The sequence below is a fragment of the Paenibacillus aquistagni genome (genome assembly GCF_900177815.1).
GTDB classification, from domain to species: Bacteria; Bacillota; Bacilli; order Paenibacillales; family Paenibacillaceae; genus Paenibacillus_B; species Paenibacillus_B aquistagni.
In genome coordinates this window covers 1,455,949-1,478,986 of sequence record NZ_FXAZ01000001.1, presented here as the reverse complement: position 1 = coordinate 1,478,986, position 23,038 = coordinate 1,455,949, and the positions used below count along the sequence as shown (strand labels likewise).

The window sequence follows — 23,038 nt, the reverse complement described above, 5'->3', positions numbered from 1 at the left end:
CTGAGAATAGATAGAATATGCTTGCTATAGTGAAGTGTGAATAGAAGTGGCTCTAAGCATGTTTATGAATGTGAGAGGGTGAGTCTTATGCATAGTCGTTCTCAGGCGGCCCAGGCTTCGACCGATGTGGTATCTCAGAACCGACCGTCTCGTCAAATTAATGTGGTGCTTAGGCCGTATGATCCACCGCAAGCATTAAGCACAGAAATCGAAAAAAGCTCAACGGGCATAGATTTGGAAAGGCATCATACGTTTGCGGAGATTAATAAGGAATTTGATCGATTGATAGGTCTTCAGCATATTAAGGACATTGCATTTGAGCTGTACGCCATGATTCAGATGAATCGCAGGCGCGAGCAGGCGGGGCTTGCAAGTTCCAATCAAGTGTATCATATGCTGTTCAAGGGCAATCCCGGTACAGGAAAGACGACTGTGGCACGCATTATGGCCAAGATGTTTCAACAGCTTGGCATCTTAAGCAAAGGCCATCTGATTGAAGCGGAGCGGGCCGACCTAGTGGGTGAGTATATTGGGCATACTGCTCAGAAGACGAGGGATTTGCTTAAAAAGTCAATGGGCGGCGTATTGTTTATCGACGAGGCCTATAGCTTAGCTCGCGGCGGGGAGAAAGACTTTGGCAAGGAAGCGGTTGATACGCTGGTGAAGGCGATGGAGGATCACAAGAATCAATTTGTGCTGATTCTAGCAGGTTATTCCGATGAAATGGATTCGCTAATCCAGACGAACTCAGGTCTTCCTTCACGCTTCCCCATTCATATTGATTTTCCCGATTATCACGTCGATCAGCTGCTGCAGATTGCAGAGACTATGGCGAAGGACCAGGACTATGTGTTAATGCCGCAAACCTTGGCGCTGCTAAAGGACATGATCTTGGAAGAAAAGGTGATGTCGCCGCATCTCTTCAGCAATGCAAGATTTGTTCGCAATCTGATGGAAAAAGCGATGCGCAATCAAGCTGTACGCCTCTTGTCTTTGTACCCGGAGCAATCGCCTGGCAAGCTCGAATTGATGACTTTGCACGCCGAAGATTTAAAATCAGAGCGCAAATAAGGTATACTGTTTGCAAGTGCATGCTGCATCCAGCGGATGCGTTCGCTTGCATACAGACCGCGTGCTCCCACGTCGTCTTGACGTGGGGGCTTTTCGTTATAGGCAGGGGCAAGCGTTATCTCACTGCTGCGGATGGTCGGCAGAGGCGTTTATGGTGCGCATGCGTAATGATGAATTCAATTTAGCAAGGGGAAACGTAGACGAAATGAATTGGACACCTGAACTTCTTGAGATGGAAACGAAAGTAGAACAAAAAATAGCTTCGATGACTCGTCATATTGAGCATATTGCGGAACGAAACCAATGGAAGGTCATCCAAGCTTTTCAAAAGCACAAGGTTAGCGATTATCACTTCGCAGACTCTACTGGATATGGCTATAACGATCGAGGCAGAGAAGTACTGGATGAGGTATATGCCGAGGTGTTTGGGGCTGAGGCTGCTCTTGTTCGTCCGCATTTTGCATCAGGAACACATACGATAGCTACGGCCTTGTTTGCCGTGCTTCGCCCAGGCGACGAGCTGCTGTATATCACAGGATCTCCTTATGACACGCTACATAAAGTGATCGGCAAGGAGAATGACGGCAATGGATCACTTGCTGATTGGGGCATCAAAGTGAACATGGTCGATCTGCTTCCAGACGGCAGCGTGGACTGGAACAAGGTTCAAGCAGCGGTTAACGAACGCACCAAGGTGATCGGCATTCAGCGTTCCAGAGGATATGACTGGCGCGCGTCCTTTACTGTTGAGCAGATCGGCGAGATGGTGAAGCGGGTGAAGGAGCTTCGCCATGATCTCATTGTGTTTGCCGACAACTGCTATGGTGAATTTACCGAGCTCAATGAGCCAACGGATGTCGGTGTAGATCTTATTGCAGGTTCATTAATTAAAAACCCTGGCGGGGGCATTGCTCCGACTGGCGGCTACATTGCAGGCAGACGAGATCTTGTAGACAAGGCTGCCCAGCGCTTAACGGCACCGGGAATTGGTGCGGAAGTAGGAGCGATGCTTGGGGCAACACGCTATATGTATCAAGGGTTGTTCTTAGCACCTGCCATGGTGGGACAAGCGGTTAGAGGCAGTGTGTTTGCCGCAGCGCTGTTTGAAGAGCTTGGTTATGAGACGTCGCCGCATTGGTCGACGCCGCGAACGGATTTGATCCAGGCACTGCGATTCGATACGGCAGGCCAGCTGATTGCTTTTGTACAGGGGATTCAACGCGCTTCGGCTGTTGATGCACATGTCGTTCCTGAGCCATGGGATATGCCGGGTTATGAGCATCCTGTTATCATGGCTGCAGGAACCTTCATTCAAGGCGGCAGCTTAGAGCTGTCGGCAGATGCTCCGATTCGAGAGCCCTATACGGCCTATATGCAGGGTGGATTAACTTATGCCCATGCCAAGCTTGGTGCATTGATAGCGCTCCAGACCATGCTAGATCGCAAGCTGCTTGTTTTGTCGTCGAACGAATAAGGGTTAGATCCGCTTTGGTTGTTGGACAACAATGGCTTGAGGAAGGCTTAGCCGCTCCTTTTGGACGGATAGAATGAATGGATGAATGTGGGAAAATAATCTCCGAAAAATGGTTGTGAGTTATTCTAACATAACTTGACACTTATGCTCCCGAGGAGTAGAATGGTAAAAAAGATTGGTATTCTTGATGAGAAAGGTTGATGAGCGATGGGTGATGAGATTCGTAGAAATATGGCGTTGTTTCCGATCGGCATCGTGATGAAGCTGACTGATTTGACCGCGCGTCAAATTCGGTACTATGAGCAGCATGAACTCATTATGCCAGCGCGAACGTCAGGGAACCAACGCCTGTTCTCTTTCAATGATGTGGAACGCTTGTTGGAGATCAAGGCTTTAATCGAAAAAGGCGTAAATATTGCCGGGATTAAGCAGATGCTTAACCCGGTGACGAAAGGCTCTGATGAGGCGACGGTTCTCAATGATGATACGGAGACAAAGCGCAAGGAGCTGTCCGATATGCAGCTGCATCGCATCTTGAAGCAGCAACTAATGACCGGCAAAAGACCGGGGCAGGTATCTTTGATTCAAGGAGAGCTGTCTCGTTTTTTTACTAAATAGCAGTAGTCCTAATTCATTCTAGTCATTCTATTCTAGCATTCCATGCTAAAAGGAGTTGTATGCCGTGGGTTACACAAAAGAGGATATTATTCGCATTGCCAAAGAACAGAATGTTCGTTTCATTCGTCTGCAATTTACAGACTTGCTTGGAACGATCAAGAACGTAGAAATTCCTACGAGTCAACTTCAAAAAGCACTCGACAACAAAATGATGTTTGATGGCTCTTCCATCGAAGGTTACGTTCGTATTGAGGAATCTGACATGTATTTGGTTCCTGATCTGGATACTTGGGTAATCTTCCCGTGGGTGACAGAAGACCGTGTCGCTCGCATGATCTGTGACGTGTACATGCCAGATGGCACACCGTTTGCAGGCTGCCCTCGCGGCATTTTGAAGCGTGCACTAAAAGAAGCGGAAGAAATGGGCTTTACCGCGATGAATGTTGGTCCTGAGCCGGAGTTCTTCTTGTTCAAGACAGATGAAAAAGGTAACCCAACGACTGAATTGAATGACCAAGGTGGATATTTCGATTTGGCTCCTACGGATCTTGGTGAGAACTGCCGCCGTGAGATCGTATTGAAGCTTGAGGAAATGGGCTTTGAAATTGAAGCTTCTCACCATGAGGTTGCTCCTGGGCAGCACGAGATCGACTTCAAATACGCAGATGCGATCAAAGCAGCTGACCAAATCCAAACCTTCAAGCTTGTCGTGAAGACGATTGCTCGACAGCATGGTCTTCATGCAACCTTTATGGCGAAGCCATTGTTTGGCGTGAACGGTTCTGGTATGCACTGCAACATCTCTTTGTTCCAAGGCGCAGAGAACGCATTTGTTGACGAGTCAGATTCTCTTGGCTTGAGCAAGGATGCGCGCTACTTCATGGCCGGTATTATGAAGCATGCACGCAGCTTTGCAGCGATCTCTAACCCTACGGTCAATTCCTACAAACGACTTGTACCGGGATATGAAGCACCTTGCTATGTTGCTTGGTCGGCAAGCAACCGCAGTCCAATGATTCGCATACCTTCTTCCCGTGGCCTTAGCACACGTATTGAAGTGCGCAATCCAGATCCATCCGCTAACCCGTACTTGGTGCTTGCGGTTATTCTGAAAGCAGGCTTGGACGGCATCAAGCAGCAAATGGGGCTTCCAGCTCCAACAGACCGCAATATCTATGTGATGACAGAAGAAGAGCGCATCGCAGAAGGCATTCCGAGCTTGCCTGCAAGCTTGAAGGAAGCCTTGGATGAGCTGCTTCGCGATGAGACGATCTGTGAAGCACTTGGCGATCATGCCCTCCAGCATTTCTTTGAGCTAAAAGAAATCGAGTGGGATATGTATAGAACACAAGTTCATCAATGGGAACGTGATCAATACATGACCTTATATTAATTTATTCAGCCCCAGAGCCGTTAGGCTTCTGGGGCTTTGTTCATCTTCATCTAATTCACTGTAAGTTGTTTAGTCATCAGTGCAAAGCCAATATCAGCATCCATCATAGAAGGGTTTTGTATAAGAAAAGTCCATGTTGATTCAGATAGCACCGTATTTGTTAAAATGTTCAGAGGAATTGATGTATAGCATGTATATCCAGCATTAATAATGATGGATCCTGAAGGAGCATTTAAAAAATAATTGGTGTAATTTGTACGCAAGATCTTTTCTTGTTCCCATTGAAATAGCTTGTATCCATTACCTATGTCTTTGACTCTAGTAGCTGTGGAGGGAAACAATTCTGCTCGATACATCTGTTGACCATGCTGCTGCTCAGGGTGAGCGTAGCCGTACACCATTCCTCGCGGATAAGGATACATCGTTGATTTCATCTCCTTTATCACAAACATTGTATAGGCTAATGTATGTGGCGAGATATAAATGGGTTCTAGTTATTTGGCTTTTTGTACGCATTTGCTTACTACGTTGATCTCATTTACTTATCAAGATAAATTTTTCACAAGACTAGCAACTTCTTGTTAACTATGTTATATTGATATCTGCTTTGACAAAAAAGAGGTCAAGGCCGCGGTTCGTAACCATCCCGCGTTATCAAAACTAGGAGGAGAGACAACTTTGTTCAACTTGCTGTTTGGGGTATGTTTTGCCCTCGTTAATTTCACCTTGTTTTTAATTTGCTATCGCGCATTTGGCAAGGTAGGGCTGTATGCTTGGATTGGTGTTGCCACAGTCATTGCTAACATTCAGGTTACTAAAAATATTGAAATGTTTGGCTTTGTCATGACATTAGGCAATACGATTTACGGGACCATTTATATGACAAGTGACCTGTTGAATGAGAAATACGGAGAGAAGGAAGCGAAGAAAGCAGTATGGTTCGGCTTCTTTACGCTGATTATGACAACGATTATGATGCAGATGGCATTGGTCTTCCAGCCTCACGAATCAGGCATGGAAGCACAGTCCGCTCTATCGACAATCTTTGGCTTGATGCCGCGTCTTGCGCTTGGGAGCTTGTCTGCATACTTCGTTAGCCAGTTCCTTGATGTCCGATTGTACACACTAATTAAAAAGTGGTTCAACAAGCCGAACCAGCTTTGGATTCGCAGCAACGGCAGCACAGGCATTAGTCAGCTCATCGACTCTGCCGTATTTTGTACGATTGCCTTTGCAGGTGTCTATACTTGGGATGTTTGGTTTGATATCTTCCTTACGACGTATTTGCTTAAATTTGTCGTGTCCGTTGCTTCCACGCCAGCTCTATACTTGGCACGCAGCTTTCAGGTGAAGAGCTGATTCATTTGCCGCATGTTCTCGTATGAGAGCATGCGGTTTTTAAATGTAGAGAAACTCGTTGACGTCCATTATCTCTTTCGTCGCTCCACTTAGAAAAATCATATGTAAATGATGATTCCATACTATGTTCAGCTAGAAGCTGATACACTTTATACATATCTAATAGAGAAAATGTGAGGTTACAGCTGATGCTGCATATTGAAATTGTGCCTGTCTTGGAAGAAGAAAAATCGATCTTAAGCCAGCTCATCGAATTGTACGAATATGATTTTTCAGAGTTTACGGGGAAGGATATCAATGCGTATGGACGATATGGCTATTCGTACTTGGATTACTATTGGACACAAGAGAAGCGATCTCCTTTCTTCATTAAAGTAGATGGGAAATTAGCCGGTTTTGTGCTGATCTGTGATTACTGTTACATTCTAAAGGACGTGGATGCTTATTTTGTCGGAGAGTTTTTTGTAATGAGGAAGTATCGGAAATTAGGTGTAGGTTCAGCGGCGGCAAAACAAGTATTTGATCGCTTTAAAGGCCACTGGGAGCTAACAATGCATCCGCATAATCCAGGTTCCTACGCTTTTTGGACGAAGGTGGTATCCGAGTATACCCTTAACGAATACACGGTGCATCATGACGTAGAAGGTATTTATGATGATTTGCCGGGCACGGCGATAACATTTCATAATGGACGAAACAACTCCAACGAATAATCGATCGATCTTCTCATACAATGAGGGAAGTGGTGAAGAGAGAGGATAACATTGTTGGCAGCTTAGCAAAATGATGCAGACGAATGGGGAAGGTAAGGGTAAGAGTTGATTCTAAAGATGGAATAGGGGAGTATTGGATGACAAATGCAAAAATAATGAAATGGATTACAGGAGCATGCGAGGTGTTCCTTGGAATACCGGTATTAGGCGGGTTGATCATTATTTCTACAGCCTACGCCCCTTTAGTCATTATGTTTATCCTGCATGTCATCACATGGATTCTATCTTCCAAGGAAAATGAGCCGAAGTATGGATCTGCTCTCGGGATTGTGACCTCTCTTATCGCCTGGATTCCGATCGTAGGCATGATTATGCATATTGTCACAGGCATTGTGCTGTTGTTTAGCGCTGCTCGGAAGAATCATACGAATCGTTCAAATACGTATATAGGGATGTAGTCTCGACATAAAGCTTCGCGATGCTTTCATTTTGCTTGTCATGAATAAAAGTTGTTACGAATAGATTACGGCTTGCTTCGTGTACGTGATGAGCAGCTTTAGGATGGGCAGCAGCTACACATGGATTGATGACGATATATCGCAGTTTATTGTTTGCATGATGCTTCCAAATCAAAAGAGCAAGGCCGTTCTCGATTACTCGACGGCCCTGCTCTTTTTTTGCCATCCATGAATAGCCATGTCCATCATTGGTAGACATCACAATCATTATATAAGCATCATTTTAAATGGCAGACTGAACTTCTAATCGCAGCACTTCCCAATGACATGCTGAGTGATGCCTCTCTTATGCTCAGTGGTTCGTGTAGGACTGCGGCATGTAAGTGGATGCTTGTGCGCTCATCGGCTGCTGATAAACATGCGTGTAAGGGTTAGCAGTATGTGTGGACTCAATATGACTGCATTCCTGCAAGATATGCTGCATTTGGTTGATGGCAACTTGGTGTCCTTGCAGTGCAGTTTGAATCATTTGTGCTGCTTGTCTTTCACGTTGTGCGAGCATCTCCAACTGCTGAACATTTTGAAGTTCTTGCTGCATGAGTTGTTGATACTTCGCGCTTGCTTGATTGGTTTGTTGAATAAGCTGCTCGACAGCCTGACGAATTTGTTGTGTATGAGAATGCATAGAGATTCTCCTCCTTTATTTGTTAGCCAAGCTTTATCATGTGAATGATGGGCTAAACTTATTCACCGTTTTCAATATGAAAAAATAATAGTAAAGAGACATGATTCCTTAAGTGGAAACCATGTCTCTAATATGCATAACATTATGTTGTAAATCGTACCTGCGTGCTTAACAAACAACATCTGAATCAATGGAAGTCACGGAAGAGTCCAATAACCTTCCCGAGAATCGTCACATGGTGAAGTCGAATAGGTTCCATTGTCATATTCTCAGGCTGAAGGCGAATATGATCCTTCTCCTTATAGAATGTCTTCACAGTAGCCTCGTTCTCCTCCGTCATGGCAACAACAATATCCCCATTGTTTGCCGTCTGCTGCTGACGAACAATAACAAAGTCGCCGTTATGTATTCCTGCTTCAATCATACTCTCGCCTTGCACGCTAAGCATGAATACAGTCTCCTCGTCACCAACCATATGATAGGGAAGGGAGAAGTAATCTTCAATGTTCTCTGTAGCTGTGATTGGTTCGCCGGCAGTGACTTTACCAACAATCGGCACACGAATAAAGGAATGATTGTATTCACTGATGCGTTCAGATTGCTCGTGACTTAAAAGCTCAATGGCTCTTGGCTTCGTAGGGTCACGACGGATATAGCCCTTCTTCTCAAGACGATCCAAGTGACCGTGAACGGTAGAGCTGGAAGCAAGTCCTACAGCCTCTCCAATCTCGCGGACAGAAGGCGGGTAGCCTTTAAGACGAACTTCGTTGCGTATAAATTCAAGGATCGCTTGTTGACGACTTGATAATTTGGTCAATGATATCAACTCCAATGAGTACACTTTTAAGAAAGTATAACATAGAACCTCCGTTCGCACAAACGTAAGTTCTAAACATTGCTAAAAAAATACGAACGATTGTTCTTTTTTTATATTGACTCAAACAAATGTTCGTGTTAAATTATCGCTATAAACAGAACAAACGTTTGGAGGAGTGAAGAGCATGTATACAAGCTATCAATCCATTTATTCAGTTCGCAACAATCATCAGACCGTGAAGAACGTACAGCATAGATTCTATCGCAGACAATCTCGCCGCCTTCGTCGAATGATCGTAACTGCTTTGTTCATCTTAATGCTTTTTATTGCATGTGGTTCGATTGTCCAAGCCTGGACTCAAGACAAGAATGAAAATCATGCCTTATATAAGGAAGTAATCGTGATGAACGGCGATACTTTATGGGACATCGCCAAGCAGTACTTGCCGTATGACATGGATATTCGCGACTATGTTAATGAGATTGCGAAGCATAATCATATACGGGGAGGCTTTCTTATGGCTGGTGAAGTCATTGAGATTCCTATCTATAATAAAGCTTCTAGATGAGCAGTTTTCTGAAGAAATTCATTTATAAGAGTGTGTGAAGTGAGATGGACGGATATTCGAGCACACCTCCATTGCAGCTGCATGACCTGTCAGGCTTGAGACTTGACAATGCCCCTTTACCATGTCAAAGTAAAGATTAATGCAAGGGATGACATGGAGGTAGAATTACTCGATGAACAATGAGAAATTGATTGCACGGATTAATGAATTGGCAAGAAAACAGAAGACGGTTGGATTGACGGAAGATGAAATCGCAGAGCGGGCTAAATTACGCGAACAATACTTAGTCTTGTTCCGAGCTCAGGTTCGTCATCATCTGGATAATATTCGCTATGTAGAAGATGAAGAAGGGGAACAAGAGGCGAACTCCGATCCTCGCAACTTCCATTAATGTCTACTCCATATAGAACATGAGCCTGCTGAAGTCTTATTCGGTCAGGTTCATCTGTATGATCAGCGATAATCAGCAGTTGCTGGTTCATGCATCTAGATTATAGATATGAGCGAAGGGATAGGAGGACAAGCCAAATGTCGCGATCGTGGGAGCGTCAGGTACGAAAAAATAGTGAAAAGATGTACAAGCATCGTCAAAAAAATGGAGCTGGACAAACAAATAAGCCAGGTGAGCCGGATGAGTTCAAGGGACGCAATCTTATTTTACCGAGTGTGCTTATCATTTTGACGGTTGTCTACGGATTTATGTTCCAATTTTCTCAGGAGCAGTCGACGACCCTGTATTGGATTACCATTGTACTGTATTTGCTGTTAGCGCTAATGATCTTTTTCAAACGGCCGTATCTTAAGGTTGCCAAAGACCATCTGATTACGACCAAGTGGAACCGCGTGAAAGTGCTGTATGCGAAGGACATCAAGAAAATTCACTTAACGAAGGGCTCTGTTCAGATTGAGCCGGCCAAGAAAGGATCGAATTGGGTGTTCGTTCGTCTGACTAACCGTTTTGACACCGATGCAATGGCAGATCGACTCATTCAATTTGCTCAACAACAAAAGGTTGAGTATGAACAAACCAACTGAATGGGAGTGGGGGAGCCGTGACAATTAAAGCGGTATGTTTTGACTTGGATGACACTTTACTGTGGGATGAGCGCAGTGTACGTGAGGCGTTTGAAGCCACATGCCAATTCGCATCGCTACAAACAGAACTTGATGCGCTCCAGCTGGAGGAGAAGGTAAGAGGCGCGGCAAGAGCATTGTATGCTTCCTATGAGACTTATGCGTTTACACAAAATATCGGAATCAATCCGTTTGAGGCGCTGTGGGCGCATTTTACAGGTGGAGAGCATAAGGAATTTAGGATGCTTGAAGAGATTGCACCGAAATATCGAGTAGCAGCTTGGACGAATGGCTTGCTGGCGCTAGGAATTGATGATGAGAAGCTCGGTGCGGCATGCGCTGAACGCTTTATGCAGGAGCGTCGCAATCGACCTTATGTCTATGAGGATACTTTTGAGGTTCTAGATAAGCTTCGCGAACAGTATCCGCTCTTGCTTTTGACAAACGGATCGCCTTCGCTTCAGCAAGAGAAGCTAGCAGGAGTTCCGGGCATCGCAGATTACTTCGAACATATTGTCATCTCAGGCGACCATCCAGAAGGAAAGCCATCACAAAGCTTGTTTAAGCACGCGCTGAGCTTGTTAGGCGTTAAGCCGGAGGAAACCATTATGGTTGGGGACAAACTGACGACAGATATCATCGGAGCTATTCGATCGGGCATGCATAATGCCTGGATCAACCATCATGGAGTAAGTGTGAATGGAGACATTACGCCTGAATACACAATTTCAAGTTTATCAGAGCTTTTTGATATCATTCACCACATTAATCAGAAGCAGACAACGGTGTAGCGGCTAGATCGAATAGACATATCGTTTGTGAACGATCAACAGTATGAATAGCGGAGTGCTCTCTTATAGTAGAAGCGCAGATATTCCTTATAGCTGAGCTTGCGAGATATGCGCAAGCTCTTTTTCATGTTCGTTCATCCTTTGGAACGAATACGATACATATGCAAATTGAAGGAGTGCACAAACAGATCATCCATTGCTCTTCGCATAGAAGCCCTTTGAAGCTTCGAAGATCGTCGTTTGAAATGCCATGATCTATAGAGGTGGAACAAATGATTACAAAGTCAACTTCATTTCCATTTTGCCTTCTCGGCTGTTTCTTCGATTTGTCAAATATAGTTCGTGTGAGATATGTCACAAAATATTCAAGACTTCCAATCATATATAGCCCCATCGAGCCATCCGCATTACGTTATAGTATAGATATATGGGAAAATTAAGGTGATATCCTTCGTTGGGATGGAATTGAGGAGTGACAGAACATGTGGAAGCAAGCAAGTGTCGCATTGTTGGTTGCCGCAAGTCTTTTGGCAGGATGTTCGGGCAATAATGCCAGTCAGGGCAGCAATCATGCCGGGCATAACATGCAAGAGGATGGCGAAATAGCAATGATCAGTGTGGAGCTGAAGGTCCCGGATGAGATTCGAGTCCATGAAGAAGCTACCTTTGAGGCTGTCGTGACATTAAAGGACAAGCCGATTGAAAAAGCGGAAAAGGTAGAGTTCGAGTATTGGAAAGAAGGCGATGAGACGCATCAAAAGGAAGAAGCCGTATCTGGAGGCGAAGGAGTATTTCAATTGAAGCATGCCTTCGATCAGCCTGGCAAGTATACGATTATTTCTCATGTCTCTGCTGAAGGCATGCATTCGATGCCTAAGAAGGAATTTGAAGTCAAAGAATAGCGTTTTGTTCTGATCAAAGCATATTGCGATCATAGGAATGAGAGAGGACCATTGATGAAGTGAATCAATGGTCTTTTTTTGCTGTTCGAAGCCGTAGATCCTATGTCGACAGCACAATCTATACAATACCTTAACATCCCGATAATTTAAGATTTACGTTAAGGGACTATGCTTATCATGTCACAACATTTGATGGAATAGAAGGAGCGAGAACCTAACGTGAAAAGGTGGATAACGCTGGTATTGACTATCATGATGAGTATGAGTTTTCTGGCAGCATGCAGCTCAGGGGGACAGAAAGAGATTACGATCTACACCGCATTAGAAGATGACATCATCGAGAGTTATACGGCTTCTTTTAAAGAAAAACATCCTGATATCAAACTGAACATGGTGCGAGATTCAACAGGGGTAATTACAGCAAAGTTGTTGGCAGAAAAGGATAATCCAGTAGCTGATGTCGTATGGGGCGTAGCGGCGACGAGTCTCCTTGTGCTGGATCAGAATCATATGCTAGAAGGCTATGATCCGCAAGGCATTGACCGCATCCAGGATCAGTTCAAAGATACGAACAGTCCAGCGAAGGGTGAAGCATGAACTGCATCTACAGCGGAGTATGATCGTTGCTATTGTGCTCTTGCTAGGCAGCGCGGTGCTGCTGCCGCTGTTTGCCTTATTCTCACAAGTATTTATTAATGAACAGCGGCAATTCGCAGGCTTCTCTTTAATAATGGAATACTTGTCATCACCAAGCTTGCTGCAATCACTCACTCATACGATGACGGTAGCTGTGATGAGCTCAATCTTTGCCGTGAGTCTAGCGTTTTTATATGCCTATGGGGTTACCCGCATTTCCTTGAGAGGCAAGACATGGCTTAAGTATATTGCGCTATTGCCATTGTTCGCTCCATCGATGATGCATGGCATTGCACTGACTTATCTGTTTGGAAATCAAGGAGTGATTACGACAGGAGGTTTTGGCCTTTTTCCGGGGTTCTCCATTCCTTTATATGGCCCTGTCGGGATTATCATTTCTGAAGTCATGTACACTTTCCCACAAGCTTACTTGATCCTGCTCGTCTCATTTGCAATGGCAGATTATCGCTTGTATGAAGCAGCAACGACGATGGGAGCAAGCGGTTATCGCCAGTTTAAAACGATAACGCTGCCTTCGGTAAAGTATGGGCTGTTAAGTGCGCTGTTTGTTACGTTCACGCTGGCCTTTACAGACTTTGGGGCACCGAAGATTGTGGGCGGTAATTATAATGTGCTTGCTACAGATCTCTACAAGTATGTGATTGGCCAGCAAAATATGTCCATGGGTGCGGTAGTAGGCATCGTGCTGCTTATTCCGGCACTTGCTGCTTGGTGGGTTGATCGGTATGTGTCCTCGAAGCAGGAGATGTCTTATTCCTCTAAGGCTGTTCCTTACAAGGTGATCAAAAACCCGTTAAGAGATTGCTTAATAGGCAGTGTATGCTATGTCATCTCAGGACTGATCCTTCTGCTTATGGGGACGGTCGCTTGGGCATCGCTTGTTAAGGTGTGGCCCTATGATCTGACTCTCTCATTCAAACACTATGATTTCTCAAAGGCTGCTGGTGCAGGAATGAATCCCTATTGGAACAGCATCATTGTATCTCTATGGACAGCAGCGGCAGGGACGATCATCACCTTTTTAACGGCTTATGCAGTGGAAAAGATGAAGGTGCTGCCTATTATGCGCAATGCTGCGCGCTTATTGGCAATCATCCCGCTCGCGCTGCCAGGGCTTGTTATCGGTATCGCGTATATCCTTTTCTTCAATATAAAGGGCAATCCTCTTCATATCATGTACGGGACGATTAGCATTCTCGTACTCGCTAACATGGTGCATTTCTTCTCGGTCTCCTATGTGACAGCCTCGTCTGCTTTGAAGAAGCTGGATACAGAGTTCGAGAGTGTCTCGTCATCTCTTGGTATCCCTTTTTACCGAACGATGGTTAAGGTCACGGTGCCGATGACCTTGGGGGCGATCCTTGAGATTGGCATGTATTACTTTATCAATTCGATGGTTACGATTTCGGCGGTGGTCTTTCTCTATGCAGCTGACCTGAAGCTGGCATCTGTGGCCATTGTGAACATGGATGATGCGGGGGATGTAGCCCCGGCGGCCGCTCTGTCCATGTTAATCGTATTAACAAGCATTGCAGTAAGGTTGATGTATGAGCTGATTACATCTAAGATTCGCAAGAAAAATGAACATTGGCAGCAGCGATAAGCTGCAAGAGAAAGGACCTTTAAAGGAGGAGACACGATGATTAAAGCCATTATTTTTGATTGGGCAGGGACTACGGTTGATTATGGATGCTTTGCACCTATGCAAGTATTTAAGCAGGTGTTCTGTGAGCGCGGGATTGAGATTACAGATAGAGAAGCAAGAGAGCCAATGGGCATGCAGAAGCGAGACCATATCGCGGCAATATGCAGCCAGGAACGAGTGAGTGCTTTATGGGAAGAGAAATACGGCCATGCGCCAACCGAGAATGATATCGACGAATTGTATGCGCAGTTTGAACCAGCATTATTCCGTATTCTTCATCAATATGGAGAACCCTTGGAAGGCGTCGCCGACATGGTTCTCAAGCTCAAAGACGACGGGTTGAAAATTGGCAGCACAACCGGCTATACCAAAGAGATGATGGATGTGATTGTACCTGTAGCGAAAGCACATGGTTACGCCCCGGATTGTCTCGTTACCCCTAATGAGGTTCCAGCAGGACGCCCATATCCTTGGATGATCTATGAAAATATGAAGCATTTAGGCATTGATTCAAAAGATGAAGTCATGAAGATCGGCGACACTGTGAGCGATATGCAGGAAGGACGACTTGCAGGTGTATGGACAGTAGGCGTCATCGAAGGCAGCAGTGAGCTTGGACTCGGCAAGCATGAGGTGGAGAGCCTAAGCGAAGAAGCACTGAATGAGCGGAAGCAAGAGGTGCATAAGCGCTTGATCGAACATGGCGCTCACCTTGTCATCAACCGCATCACAGACGTTCCACAAGCGATCCGGCATATTGAGATGCTGTTGGCAACAGGAGGTCGTGCCTTATGAAGACACCATCTCAGTTGAACAAGGAAGAACGCGACACGGTCATATCGTATGAATCATCCGAATCACACTACTTGCTGCTGACTCCAGGACCGCTCACTACTTCAAGCCAAGTCCGTCAAGCGATGATGCTCGACTGGTGTACTTGGGATGAGGATTACAAGGCGCTTACAGAGGGTATTCGCAATGATCTCATAAGCTTGGCAAAGGCAAGTCCCAGCCTTTATACGTCAGTTCTCATGCAGGGAAGCGGAACATTTGCTGTTGAGTCAGTTATTGGCAGTGTGATGCCGCCTGAAGGAAAGCTCCTGATTGGAGCAAATGGGGCTTATGGCGAGCGTATGGTCGAGATTGCTGCTACGCTCAGGATTGATCATATTGCGATGGTAGAATCTCACGTGACTCCGTTATCTCCTGCTAGACTGGACAGATATCTGATGGAGCATCCGGATATTACCCATGTCGCCTTTGTTCATGGTGAAACGACCTCGGGTATGCTGAATCCGCTAGAAGAGCTGTGCCGTGTCGCCAAGCAGCATCATCGTACACTGATTGTTGATGCAATGAGCACCTTTGGAGGCATTCCTATTAACGTCGAAGCACTGGATATTGACTTTGTCGTCAGCAGCTCCAATAAATGTCTACAGGGCGTGCCAGGCTTCGGTTATGTCATTGCAAAGCGGAGCGCTATTGAACAAACAAATAGCTGGGCAAGGTCTCTATCGCTCAATCTCTATGACCAATGGAATACGATGGAGAAGACACAAGGGAAATGGCGATATACATCGCCAACGCATACGGTTCATGCATTGTCTACCGCAATGAAGGAATTGCAAGAGGAAGGCGGAATAGAAGCACGCTATCAGCGTTACAAGAACAATCATAGGGTGCTGGTGGAAGGGATGAAGGCGCTTGGCTTCATGCCTGTTCTCCCGCCTGAATTGCAGGGGCCGATTATTACAAGCTTCCATTATCCGATAGGGGAGGCAGGCACAGCATTTGATTTTGCTTTATTTTACGAGGGAATGAAGAAGGAAGGGTTCGTCATCTATCCAGGCAAGCTTACAGATGCGGATACGTTCCGTGTAGGCACGATTGGCCATGTCTTTCCAGACGATATGCATCGATTCATTCATGCTGTCAAGCAAGTGATGAAGCAACAACAAGGAAGCGAGTGCGTTCTATCAGACTGAGGGGGAGAAGATATGAAGGTATGCTGCTTGGGTGGTGCAGGCAAGATCGCAAGGGAAGCTGTGCTTGATCTTGTCCAGTATTCTTCGTTTGATCAAATCACAGTGGCTGACTTTAGCGTAGAAGAAGGGCAACAGGTGGTTGAATGGCTGAATGATCCCCGTGTTGATTTTGTTCAAGTTGATGTAAGACGGACGGAAGAAACGGCCGCCAACTTGTCTTGCTATGATATCGTCATGGACGCAACGACTATATCGCTTAATGGATTATCTACTAGAGCCATTGCACTCGCAGGCTGTCACGGCATTAATCTGAACGGCTTTGGCGAGGAATTTCATTATGCTGACTTGTTCAAAGCAAATGGAAAGATTCATGTGCCTGGGTTCGGCATGACACCTGGGGTAACGCAAATGATGGCCATGCATGCGGCTAATCAATTAGACGTTGTGGATACGATTCGTGTCAGCCACGGCTCTTATCGGCCGATTGCCTTCTCTAAGTCGATCGCCGAGACGACAACGTACGAATATGACCCGGACTTGCCAGGACGTGTCGTCTATGAAGATGGCGCGTTTATTCAAGTCCCTCCTTTCGCAAGACCACTTGACATTAAGCTGCCTGAGCCTTACGGTGTGAGCACTCAATATATTATTCCCCATAGTGAAACGAGGACGCTGGCTCAAGCATTAAAGCATAAGGGCGTTCACTTAATTGAAGTGAGAGGAACATGGCCAGAGGCGAATATGAGGCTCGTACGCTCATTGTACGAATATGGCATTTTGCAAAACCCGACTGTGGATATAGAAGGTACGAAGGTTGGGGTGCTGGATTGTATTAGCACCTATCTAGCAGGCTCTTCCTATGGTCAAGAAACCGAAGTATATGGCTACGCGCTTCATGTTGAGGTGAGTGGAACGAAGGAAGGCAATTCAAGGCGTCATGTGCTCACGCATACTCATCCTAAGTCCGATGGTTCTGCTGCGGGATGGGAAGGGCTTAGAGCCTATACGCGCAATGTGGGCATCCCGCTTGCCATTGCCACAGAATTGATTGCGAGCGGCCATGTTAAGCAAGCAGGAATGCTGAACCCTGAAGATGCCTTTAATCCAGAGACGATATTTCATGAGTTAGCGAGAAGAGAAATCTATATTCATGAGGAAGTCGTGGATCGACATGAGGAACATGCGTCCGTATTCATATAGAAGGATGCCGTGCTCCTCAACTATGCTTAACGAATATGAACACCCCCGCCAGGCTCGTACTGACGGGGGTGTTATCATGAATGGCGCTATTAATCGCTTATGCCTTAATGAAGGCAGGATCTTCAAACGGATGAGCAATCCATCCTTCTGTTTCAATAAACAAGCGCACAGCAACAATCTTCTTCGACTCAGTCAAGGTAAAGAAATGCGGGATATTCTCAGGCACGGAAATGACGTCGCCTTCTTCTACAAGAACATCCATGTAGCCAACCTCATCAGAGCCTTTGATCACAAAAATACCTTCTCCAGCTGTAATGGCGCGTACTTCATCCTCTGTATGTGTATGCACCTGCTCAAACTTCTTAAGCAGCTCTTCAATGTTAGGTGTAGCATCGGACAAGGAGATAATATCCCAAGTCAGGTAACCGCGGCGAGAAGCAAGGTCGCGAATCTCGACATCAAAGGCAGCGAGAATTTGCTCCTTATCTTCATCGGACAAATTGAATCTATGACGTAAAGCTTCTGGAAGCTTCGCAGCGTCCCAATGCTCGTACAATACTCCTTGATCATTTAGGAATGCGCGCACGTTCTCTTCTCCTGTGATGACTTGCTCTGTATTGCGAATACGTATTTGTGCCATATCAATTCCCCACTTCTCCAATATGATTAATTAATTGGTATTATAATACACAGGAAAAGAATGGGCAAGAAACATTTCAAACCGAAATTCCTTTCTTTCCTAATAGGAGGAGTTCTGATACACTTATTTCTAATGTTTTGGACTTGAGTAAAGATAGAGGGTGGCAACAGGATGAGTAAACGTACGCTAGAAGAAAGTTTGCAAGAGCGCATTCTTATATTAGATGGTGCCATGGGCACAATGATTCAGCAAGCGGATCTTACCGAAGATGACTTTGGGGGAGAAAGTCTTGACGGTTGTAACGAGATTCTTGTCGTCACGCGTCCTGATCTCATCTCTAGTATACATGAACAATACCTTGCTGCGGGAGCAGATATCATTGAGACGAATACATTCGGAGCGACAAGTGTTGTACTTGCCGAATATGATTTGCAGGACCGCACGCGAGAACTGAATCTTGCTGCGGGCCGATTGGCGGTTGAAGCCGTTAAGAAGTATAGCACACCAGAGCATCCTCGTTATGCGGCAGGGGCTATGGGGCCGACAACAAAGACGTTGTCGGTAACCGGCGGGGTAACATTTGACGAGCTGGTGGACAGCTATTATGAGCAGGCGATGGCGTTGATCGAGACGGGAGTAGACTGCCTCCTCCTAGAAACGTCACAGGATACGCTTAACGTCAAGGCGGGCTCTATCGGGATACAGCGCGCGCTGCAAGACTCGGGCAAGGAACTGCCGATTATGATCTCGGGCACGATCGAACCGATGGGAACGACGCTTGCTGGCCAGAATATTGAATCGTTTTACATTTCCTTGGAGCATTTGAAGCCGATATCGATTGGCCTGAACTGTGCCACTGGGCCGGAATTCATGAGAGACCATCTGCGCACATTGGCAACCATTGCGAATGCGGCAGTCAGCTGCTACCCGAATGCTGGACTTCCCGATGAGAATGGCCAGTATCATGAGTCGCCGGAATCGCTTGCGCGCAAGCTCGGGACCTTCGCAGAGCAGGGCTGGCTGAATATCGCTGGAGGCTGCTGCGGAACGACGCCTGCGCATATCGCAGAAATGGTAAAGGTGATGTCCAATTACCTGCCTCGTCGACAATACGGCGAGCATGCGCCAGCAGTGTCTGGCATCGAGACTGTCTATATCGAAGATGAAGGACGGCCTTATATGGTTGGTGAGCGGACCAATGTGCTTGGTTCCCGCAAATTCAAGCGCTTGATCAGCGAAGGCAAGATTGAGGAAGCTTCTGAGGTTGCGCGCGCTCAAGTGAAGAATGGCGCACATGTTATCGATGTCTGTTTGCAGGACCCGGATCGGGATGAAGTAGAAGATATGGCATCCTTTTTACAAGAGGTTGTAAAAAAGGTGAAGGTTCCGCTTGTAATTGATTCGACTGACCGCAATGTGATTGAAATGTCGCTGAAATATACACAGGGTAAAGCCATTATTAACTCTGTTAACTTAGAGGATGGTCTGGAGAAGTTCGAGCAGGTCGTTCCGCTCGTGCATCGCTTTGGCGGTGCGCTGGTTGTCGGAACGATTGATGAGCGCGGGCAGGCCATTACGCGTGAAGATAAGCTGGAAGTTGCCAAGCGCTCGCATGACATTCTTGTGAATGATTACGGCATTGCTCCAGAAGATATTATTTTTGATCCGCTCGTGTTCCCTGTAGGTACAGGCGACGAACAGTATATAGGATCTGCAAAAGAGACAGTGGAGGGCATCCGACTGATTAAGGAAACACTGCCTGGAGTGAAGACGATTCTTGGCATCAGCAATATTTCCTTTGGTCTGCCTGAAGCTGGCCGCGAAGTGCTGAACTCGGTATTTTTGTACGAATGCACGAAGGCGGGACTTGATTACGCCATTGTGAACACAGAGAAGCTGGAACGCTATGCGTCCATTCCCGAACAAGAGCGCAAGCTCTCAGAGGAATTGCTCTACAACACGAATGATGAGACGCTGGCCGCATTTGTAGCTGCATTCCGCAATCGCAAGGTGGAGAAGAAGGAGAAAGCAAGCAATCTAACGTTGGAAGAGCGGCTGGCATCCTATGTGGTTGAAGGTACAAAGGAAGGGCTGACCCCTGACTTGTCCGAAGCCTTAAGCAAGTATTCACCGCTTGATATTATTAATGGCCCGCTTATGAAAGGGATGGAAGAGGTCGGTCGCCTCTTTAATGCCAACGAGCTGATTGTGGCAGAGGTGCTGCAAAGTGCGGAAGTGATGAAGGCATCCGTTTCTTTCTTGGAGCCTCACATGGAGAAGGCGGAATCAGCGGTTAAAGGCAAAATTCTGCTCGCGACAGTAAAGGGCGATGTGCACGATATCGGAAAAAACCTTGTCGAGATTATTCTTGCTAACAATGGCTACAACATTGTCAATCTAGGGATCAAGGTTCCGCCAGAGCAGCTTATTGAAGCTTATCGTCGGGAGAAGCCTGATGCGATTGGACTGTCAGGCTTGCTAGTCAAATCAGCACAGCAGATGGTCATTACGGCACAGGATCTACGCACGGCTGGGATTGATGTTCCGATTCTGGTAGGCGGTGCAGCCTTAACGAGAAAGTTTACGAAGAACCGGATTAGTCCTGAATATGACGGCTTGGTCCTCTATGCGAAGGATGCGATGGATGGACTCGATATCGCCAACAGAATTATGAATAATGAAGAGCGGCATGTGCTCGTAGAGGAGCTGCGCGCACACAAGGAGCGTCTTGCCCGCGAACAAGAGGAAGAGAAGACGCTGCCTGTGCTGACAAGGGCCGTGCGCTCAAGCATCAAAGAAGCGGATGTATATCTTCCGCCTGATTGTGATCGCCATGTGCTGCGAGATATTCCAACACAGCAGATCGTACCGTATTTGAACATGCAGATGCTTCTAGGCCATCATCTGGGTCTTAAAGGAAATGTAGAGAAGCTCGTTGCGGAGAAGGATCCAAAGGTTCTGGAGCTAAAAGAGATAGTGGAATCTTTGCTTCGCGAAGGCTCTGCCAATGGACTGCTGCAGGCCAATGCCATGTATCGGTTCTTCCCGGCTCAGTCGGAAGGCGATTCTATTCATATTTATAATCCGGAGAATCACAAGGAGCTTCTTCATACCTTTACATTCCCAAGGCAGCAGGTTGAGCCGTACCTTTGCTTGTCCGACTTCCTCCGTACGAAGGAGAGCGGCGTGATGGACTATGTGGGCTTCCTAGTTGTAACAGCAGGACGCGGCATACGTGATCAAGCCGAGCAGTGGAAGCAGGAAGGGCAATACTTGCGCTCGCATGCGCTGCAATCGCTCGCTCTTGAGCTGGCTGAAGGTCTAGCTGAACGCGTGCATCACATGATGCGCGAAGTATGGGGCTATCCTGATCCAGAGAGCATGACGATGAAGGAACGCTTCGGTGCCCGCTATCAAGGCATTCGCGTATCGTTTGGATACCCTGCTTGCCCGAATCTTGAGGATCAGGAGCCGCTGTTCAAGCTGATGAAGCCAGAGGATATCGACGTTATTCTAACAGAAGGCTGTATGATGGAGCCTGAGGCTTCAGTTAGTGCGATGGTGTTTGCACATCCTCAAGCCCAATATTTTAATGTTGATAAGGCATAGTCTTTTGTGTTCAATGAATACATTTTGATAGAATATTGAACATTCTGCTTAATGAAAGTTGTTTTCGGTCATGATAAGATAGACATAGGTAAAGGCCTCTGTATCACTTGATGGTGCAGGGGCCTTTCAGCCATCATTGATGTAAGAGAAATGAAGGTGTAACAGATGGATGTATACTTTCTTGGTACAGGTGCGGGCATGCCGACCACCAAGCGTAATGTGAGCAGCATTGCATTGCGTTTGTATGAAGAACGCGGGACCTTTTGGATGTTTGATTGCGGTGAAGGAACCCAGCATCAGGTGCTGCGCTCCTCGCTTAAGCTTAGCAAGTGCGAATTTATTTTTATTACGCATTTGCATGGTGATCATCTCTTTGGCCTGCCTGGTCTCTTGTCGAGCAGAGGCCATCAGGGAGGAACCAAGCCGCTGACCGTATTTGGTCCTCCAGGGCTTGGGGATTATATGAAGATCGTATTTGAAGTCAGCCATACCCAAGTTCCTTATCCATTAGTCATTAAGGAAGTCGACGGAGGCGTCATTTGGTCAGATGATACTTTTTCGGTCACGGCCTTGCCATTAGACCATCGAGTCCCATGCTTAGGGTACCGGATTCAAGAAAAAGATCGTCCAGGTCGGCTGAAGTTTGAGCTGCTAAAGGAGAAGGGCATTCCACCAGGCCCAGTATACGGCCAATTGAAGCAAGGCAAGGATGTTCAGCTGCCGGACGGGGAGTTTCTGTTTGCTGCTTCTGTGCTTGGAGAATCCATTCCAGGACGCTCTGTCGCGATATTGGGAGATACTCGTCCCTGTGATCATGCTGTTCGGCTTGCTCGCCACGTCAATCTCCTCGTGCATGAAGCAACTTTTATGGAGGATCGAGTGGAGCATGCTCACGAATTCGGCCATTCCACTGCGAAGCAGGCAGCGAGAATTGCGGATAGGGCAGGGGTGAAGAAGCTCGCGCTGACGCACTTCAGCTCCCGCTACAAAGACGAAGAGCAGATGGATCAATTGCTGAGCGAAGCAAGAGAGGTATTCGCTGAGACTTATCTTGCAGAAGAGCTTGAGGCAATCGCGGTTGATGCTGAGTAATATCGAATGCAAGAGGGCCCGTCGAGAAAGAATGTAGATGTTATGCTGTAAAACGGCTGTTTCAGCCGTTTCTTTTATTTCCAGAGGCTCAAATTATTTCTCGGGAAAGCGCAGGGAATGACAAAAAATGATGCCTTTTCCACGTGGCTACCGCATTCTCTGTGGTTCGACTGGTCTCTATCGCTAATGCTGTCGAAATCATGTCCTTCCCTTGCCTGTTGGCTGCGGGTTCATTACAATGAATGAAGCATCAACTACAGATGCGTTATACATAGAAGAGAGGCGGA

At 46.4% G+C, this 23,038-nt stretch carries 22 protein-coding genes and 1 pseudogene; 19 read left to right on the top strand and 4 right to left on the bottom strand.

Annotated features, from left to right (window positions below; genetic code table 11):
- Positions 1-87 precede the first annotated feature (87 nt).
- From B9Y93_RS06940 to glnA, 4 genes are all read left to right on the top strand, one after another.
- Positions 88-1,071 (top strand): AAA family ATPase, encoded by a 984-nt coding sequence (locus B9Y93_RS06940; protein WP_085493568.1) that lies wholly within the window; start codon positions 88-90, stop codon positions 1,069-1,071.
- 232 nt (positions 1,072-1,303) lie between these two features.
- A complete protein-coding gene (locus B9Y93_RS06935) occupies positions 1,304-2,545 on the top strand; it encodes a methionine gamma-lyase family protein (protein WP_425320337.1) in 1,242 nt (413 codons plus the stop codon).
- A 207-nt stretch (positions 2,546-2,752) separates the two neighbouring features.
- On the top strand, positions 2,753-3,163 hold the full coding sequence (locus B9Y93_RS06930) for a MerR family transcriptional regulator (protein ID WP_085493566.1): 411 nt from the start codon (positions 2,753-2,755) through the stop codon (positions 3,161-3,163).
- A 64-nt stretch (positions 3,164-3,227) separates the two neighbouring features.
- Positions 3,228-4,556 carry a type I glutamate--ammonia ligase gene (gene glnA, locus B9Y93_RS06925; RefSeq protein WP_085493565.1) on the top strand — a complete coding sequence of 443 codons (1,329 nt, stop codon included), beginning with the start codon at positions 3,228-3,230 and terminating at the stop codon, positions 4,554-4,556.
- A gap of 50 nt (positions 4,557-4,606) precedes the next feature.
- Here the strand turns inward: glnA and B9Y93_RS06920 are convergent, their stop codons facing one another.
- The gene (locus B9Y93_RS06920) at positions 4,607-4,978 is read right to left on the bottom strand and encodes a hypothetical protein (RefSeq protein WP_085493564.1); all 372 of its coding nucleotides are present in this window, start codon (positions 4,976-4,978) and stop codon (positions 4,607-4,609) included.
- Between the two features lie 256 nt (positions 4,979-5,234).
- On the opposite strand from B9Y93_RS06920, the gene B9Y93_RS06915 reads away from it, so the two are divergent.
- From B9Y93_RS06915 to B9Y93_RS06905, 3 genes are all read left to right on the top strand, one after another.
- Complete coding sequence (locus tag B9Y93_RS06915; RefSeq protein WP_085493563.1) at positions 5,235-5,915, top strand: queuosine precursor transporter; 681 nt, start codon at positions 5,235-5,237, stop codon at positions 5,913-5,915.
- Between the two features lie 188 nt (positions 5,916-6,103).
- Complete coding sequence (locus B9Y93_RS06910; RefSeq protein ID WP_085493562.1) at positions 6,104-6,628, top strand: GNAT family N-acetyltransferase; 525 nt, start codon at positions 6,104-6,106, stop codon at positions 6,626-6,628.
- 137 nt (positions 6,629-6,765) lie between these two features.
- Positions 6,766-7,086, top strand: coding sequence for a hypothetical protein (locus B9Y93_RS06905; RefSeq protein ID WP_085493561.1), 321 nt, complete (start codon positions 6,766-6,768; stop codon positions 7,084-7,086).
- A gap of 352 nt (positions 7,087-7,438) precedes the next feature.
- Here B9Y93_RS06905 and B9Y93_RS06895 read toward each other — a convergent pair whose 3' ends face one another.
- Positions 7,439-7,771 carry a hypothetical protein gene (locus B9Y93_RS06895; RefSeq protein ID WP_085493559.1) on the bottom strand — a complete coding sequence of 111 codons (333 nt, stop codon included), beginning with the start codon at positions 7,769-7,771 and terminating at the stop codon, positions 7,439-7,441.
- Positions 7,772-7,958: 187 nt separating this feature from the next.
- Entirely contained in the window at positions 7,959-8,588 is a 630-nt protein-coding gene (lexA, locus tag B9Y93_RS06890) for a transcriptional repressor LexA (RefSeq protein WP_085493558.1), read from the bottom strand.
- 184 nt (positions 8,589-8,772) lie between these two features.
- Between lexA and yneA the strand changes: the two genes are divergently transcribed.
- From yneA to B9Y93_RS06840, 10 genes and pseudogenes are all read left to right on the top strand, one after another.
- Entirely contained in the window at positions 8,773-9,156 is a 384-nt protein-coding gene (yneA, locus tag B9Y93_RS06885) for a cell division suppressor protein YneA (protein ID WP_085493557.1), read from the top strand.
- Positions 9,157-9,328: 172 nt separating this feature from the next.
- Entirely contained in the window at positions 9,329-9,547 is a 219-nt protein-coding gene (locus B9Y93_RS06880) for a DUF896 domain-containing protein (RefSeq protein WP_085493556.1), read from the top strand.
- Between the two features lie 137 nt (positions 9,548-9,684).
- A complete protein-coding gene (locus tag B9Y93_RS06875; protein ID WP_085493555.1) occupies positions 9,685-10,191 on the top strand; it encodes a hypothetical protein in 507 nt (168 codons plus the stop codon).
- Between the two features lie 17 nt (positions 10,192-10,208).
- Entirely contained in the window at positions 10,209-11,021 is an 813-nt protein-coding gene (locus tag B9Y93_RS06870; RefSeq protein ID WP_085493554.1) for an HAD family hydrolase, read from the top strand.
- A gap of 482 nt (positions 11,022-11,503) precedes the next feature.
- Positions 11,504-11,923, top strand: a complete 420-nt coding sequence (locus B9Y93_RS06865; protein WP_085493553.1) for a FixH family protein — start codon at positions 11,504-11,506, stop codon at positions 11,921-11,923.
- Positions 11,924-12,142: 219 nt separating this feature from the next.
- Positions 12,143-12,508: pseudogene (locus B9Y93_RS06860) on the top strand (putative 2-aminoethylphosphonate ABC transporter substrate-binding protein); the annotation flags it as partial.
- Positions 12,447-14,183, top strand: a complete 1,737-nt coding sequence (locus tag B9Y93_RS06855; protein WP_085493552.1) for a putative 2-aminoethylphosphonate ABC transporter permease subunit — start codon at positions 12,447-12,449, stop codon at positions 14,181-14,183. The pseudogene B9Y93_RS06860 and the gene B9Y93_RS06855, both read left to right, overlap by 62 nt.
- Before the next feature lie 36 nt (positions 14,184-14,219).
- Positions 14,220-15,020, top strand: a complete 801-nt coding sequence (gene phnX / locus B9Y93_RS06850) for a phosphonoacetaldehyde hydrolase (RefSeq protein ID WP_085493551.1) — start codon at positions 14,220-14,222, stop codon at positions 15,018-15,020.
- On the top strand, positions 15,017-16,210 hold the full coding sequence (gene phnW, locus B9Y93_RS06845; protein WP_085493550.1) for a 2-aminoethylphosphonate--pyruvate transaminase: 1,194 nt from the start codon (positions 15,017-15,019) through the stop codon (positions 16,208-16,210). Before phnX ends, phnW begins: the two co-directional genes overlap by 4 nt.
- Before the next feature lie 12 nt (positions 16,211-16,222).
- Positions 16,223-17,410: a saccharopine dehydrogenase family protein gene (locus tag B9Y93_RS06840; RefSeq protein WP_085493549.1), complete on the top strand. Its 1,188-nt coding sequence runs from the start codon at positions 16,223-16,225 to the stop codon at positions 17,408-17,410.
- A gap of 97 nt (positions 17,411-17,507) precedes the next feature.
- On the opposite strand, the gene B9Y93_RS06835 is transcribed toward B9Y93_RS06840, so the two are convergent.
- A complete protein-coding gene (locus tag B9Y93_RS06835; RefSeq protein ID WP_085493548.1) occupies positions 17,508-18,050 on the bottom strand; it encodes a 1,2-dihydroxy-3-keto-5-methylthiopentene dioxygenase in 543 nt (180 codons plus the stop codon).
- Positions 18,051-18,221: 171 nt separating this feature from the next.
- Between B9Y93_RS06835 and metH the strand changes: the two genes are divergently transcribed.
- Together metH and rnz are read left to right on the top strand one after the other, a co-directional pair.
- Positions 18,222-21,659, top strand: a complete 3,438-nt coding sequence (metH, locus tag B9Y93_RS06830; protein WP_085493547.1) for a methionine synthase — start codon at positions 18,222-18,224, stop codon at positions 21,657-21,659.
- A 165-nt stretch (positions 21,660-21,824) separates the two neighbouring features.
- Entirely contained in the window at positions 21,825-22,751 is a 927-nt protein-coding gene (gene rnz, locus B9Y93_RS06825) for a ribonuclease Z (protein ID WP_085493546.1), read from the top strand.
- Positions 22,752-23,038 lie beyond the last annotated feature (287 nt).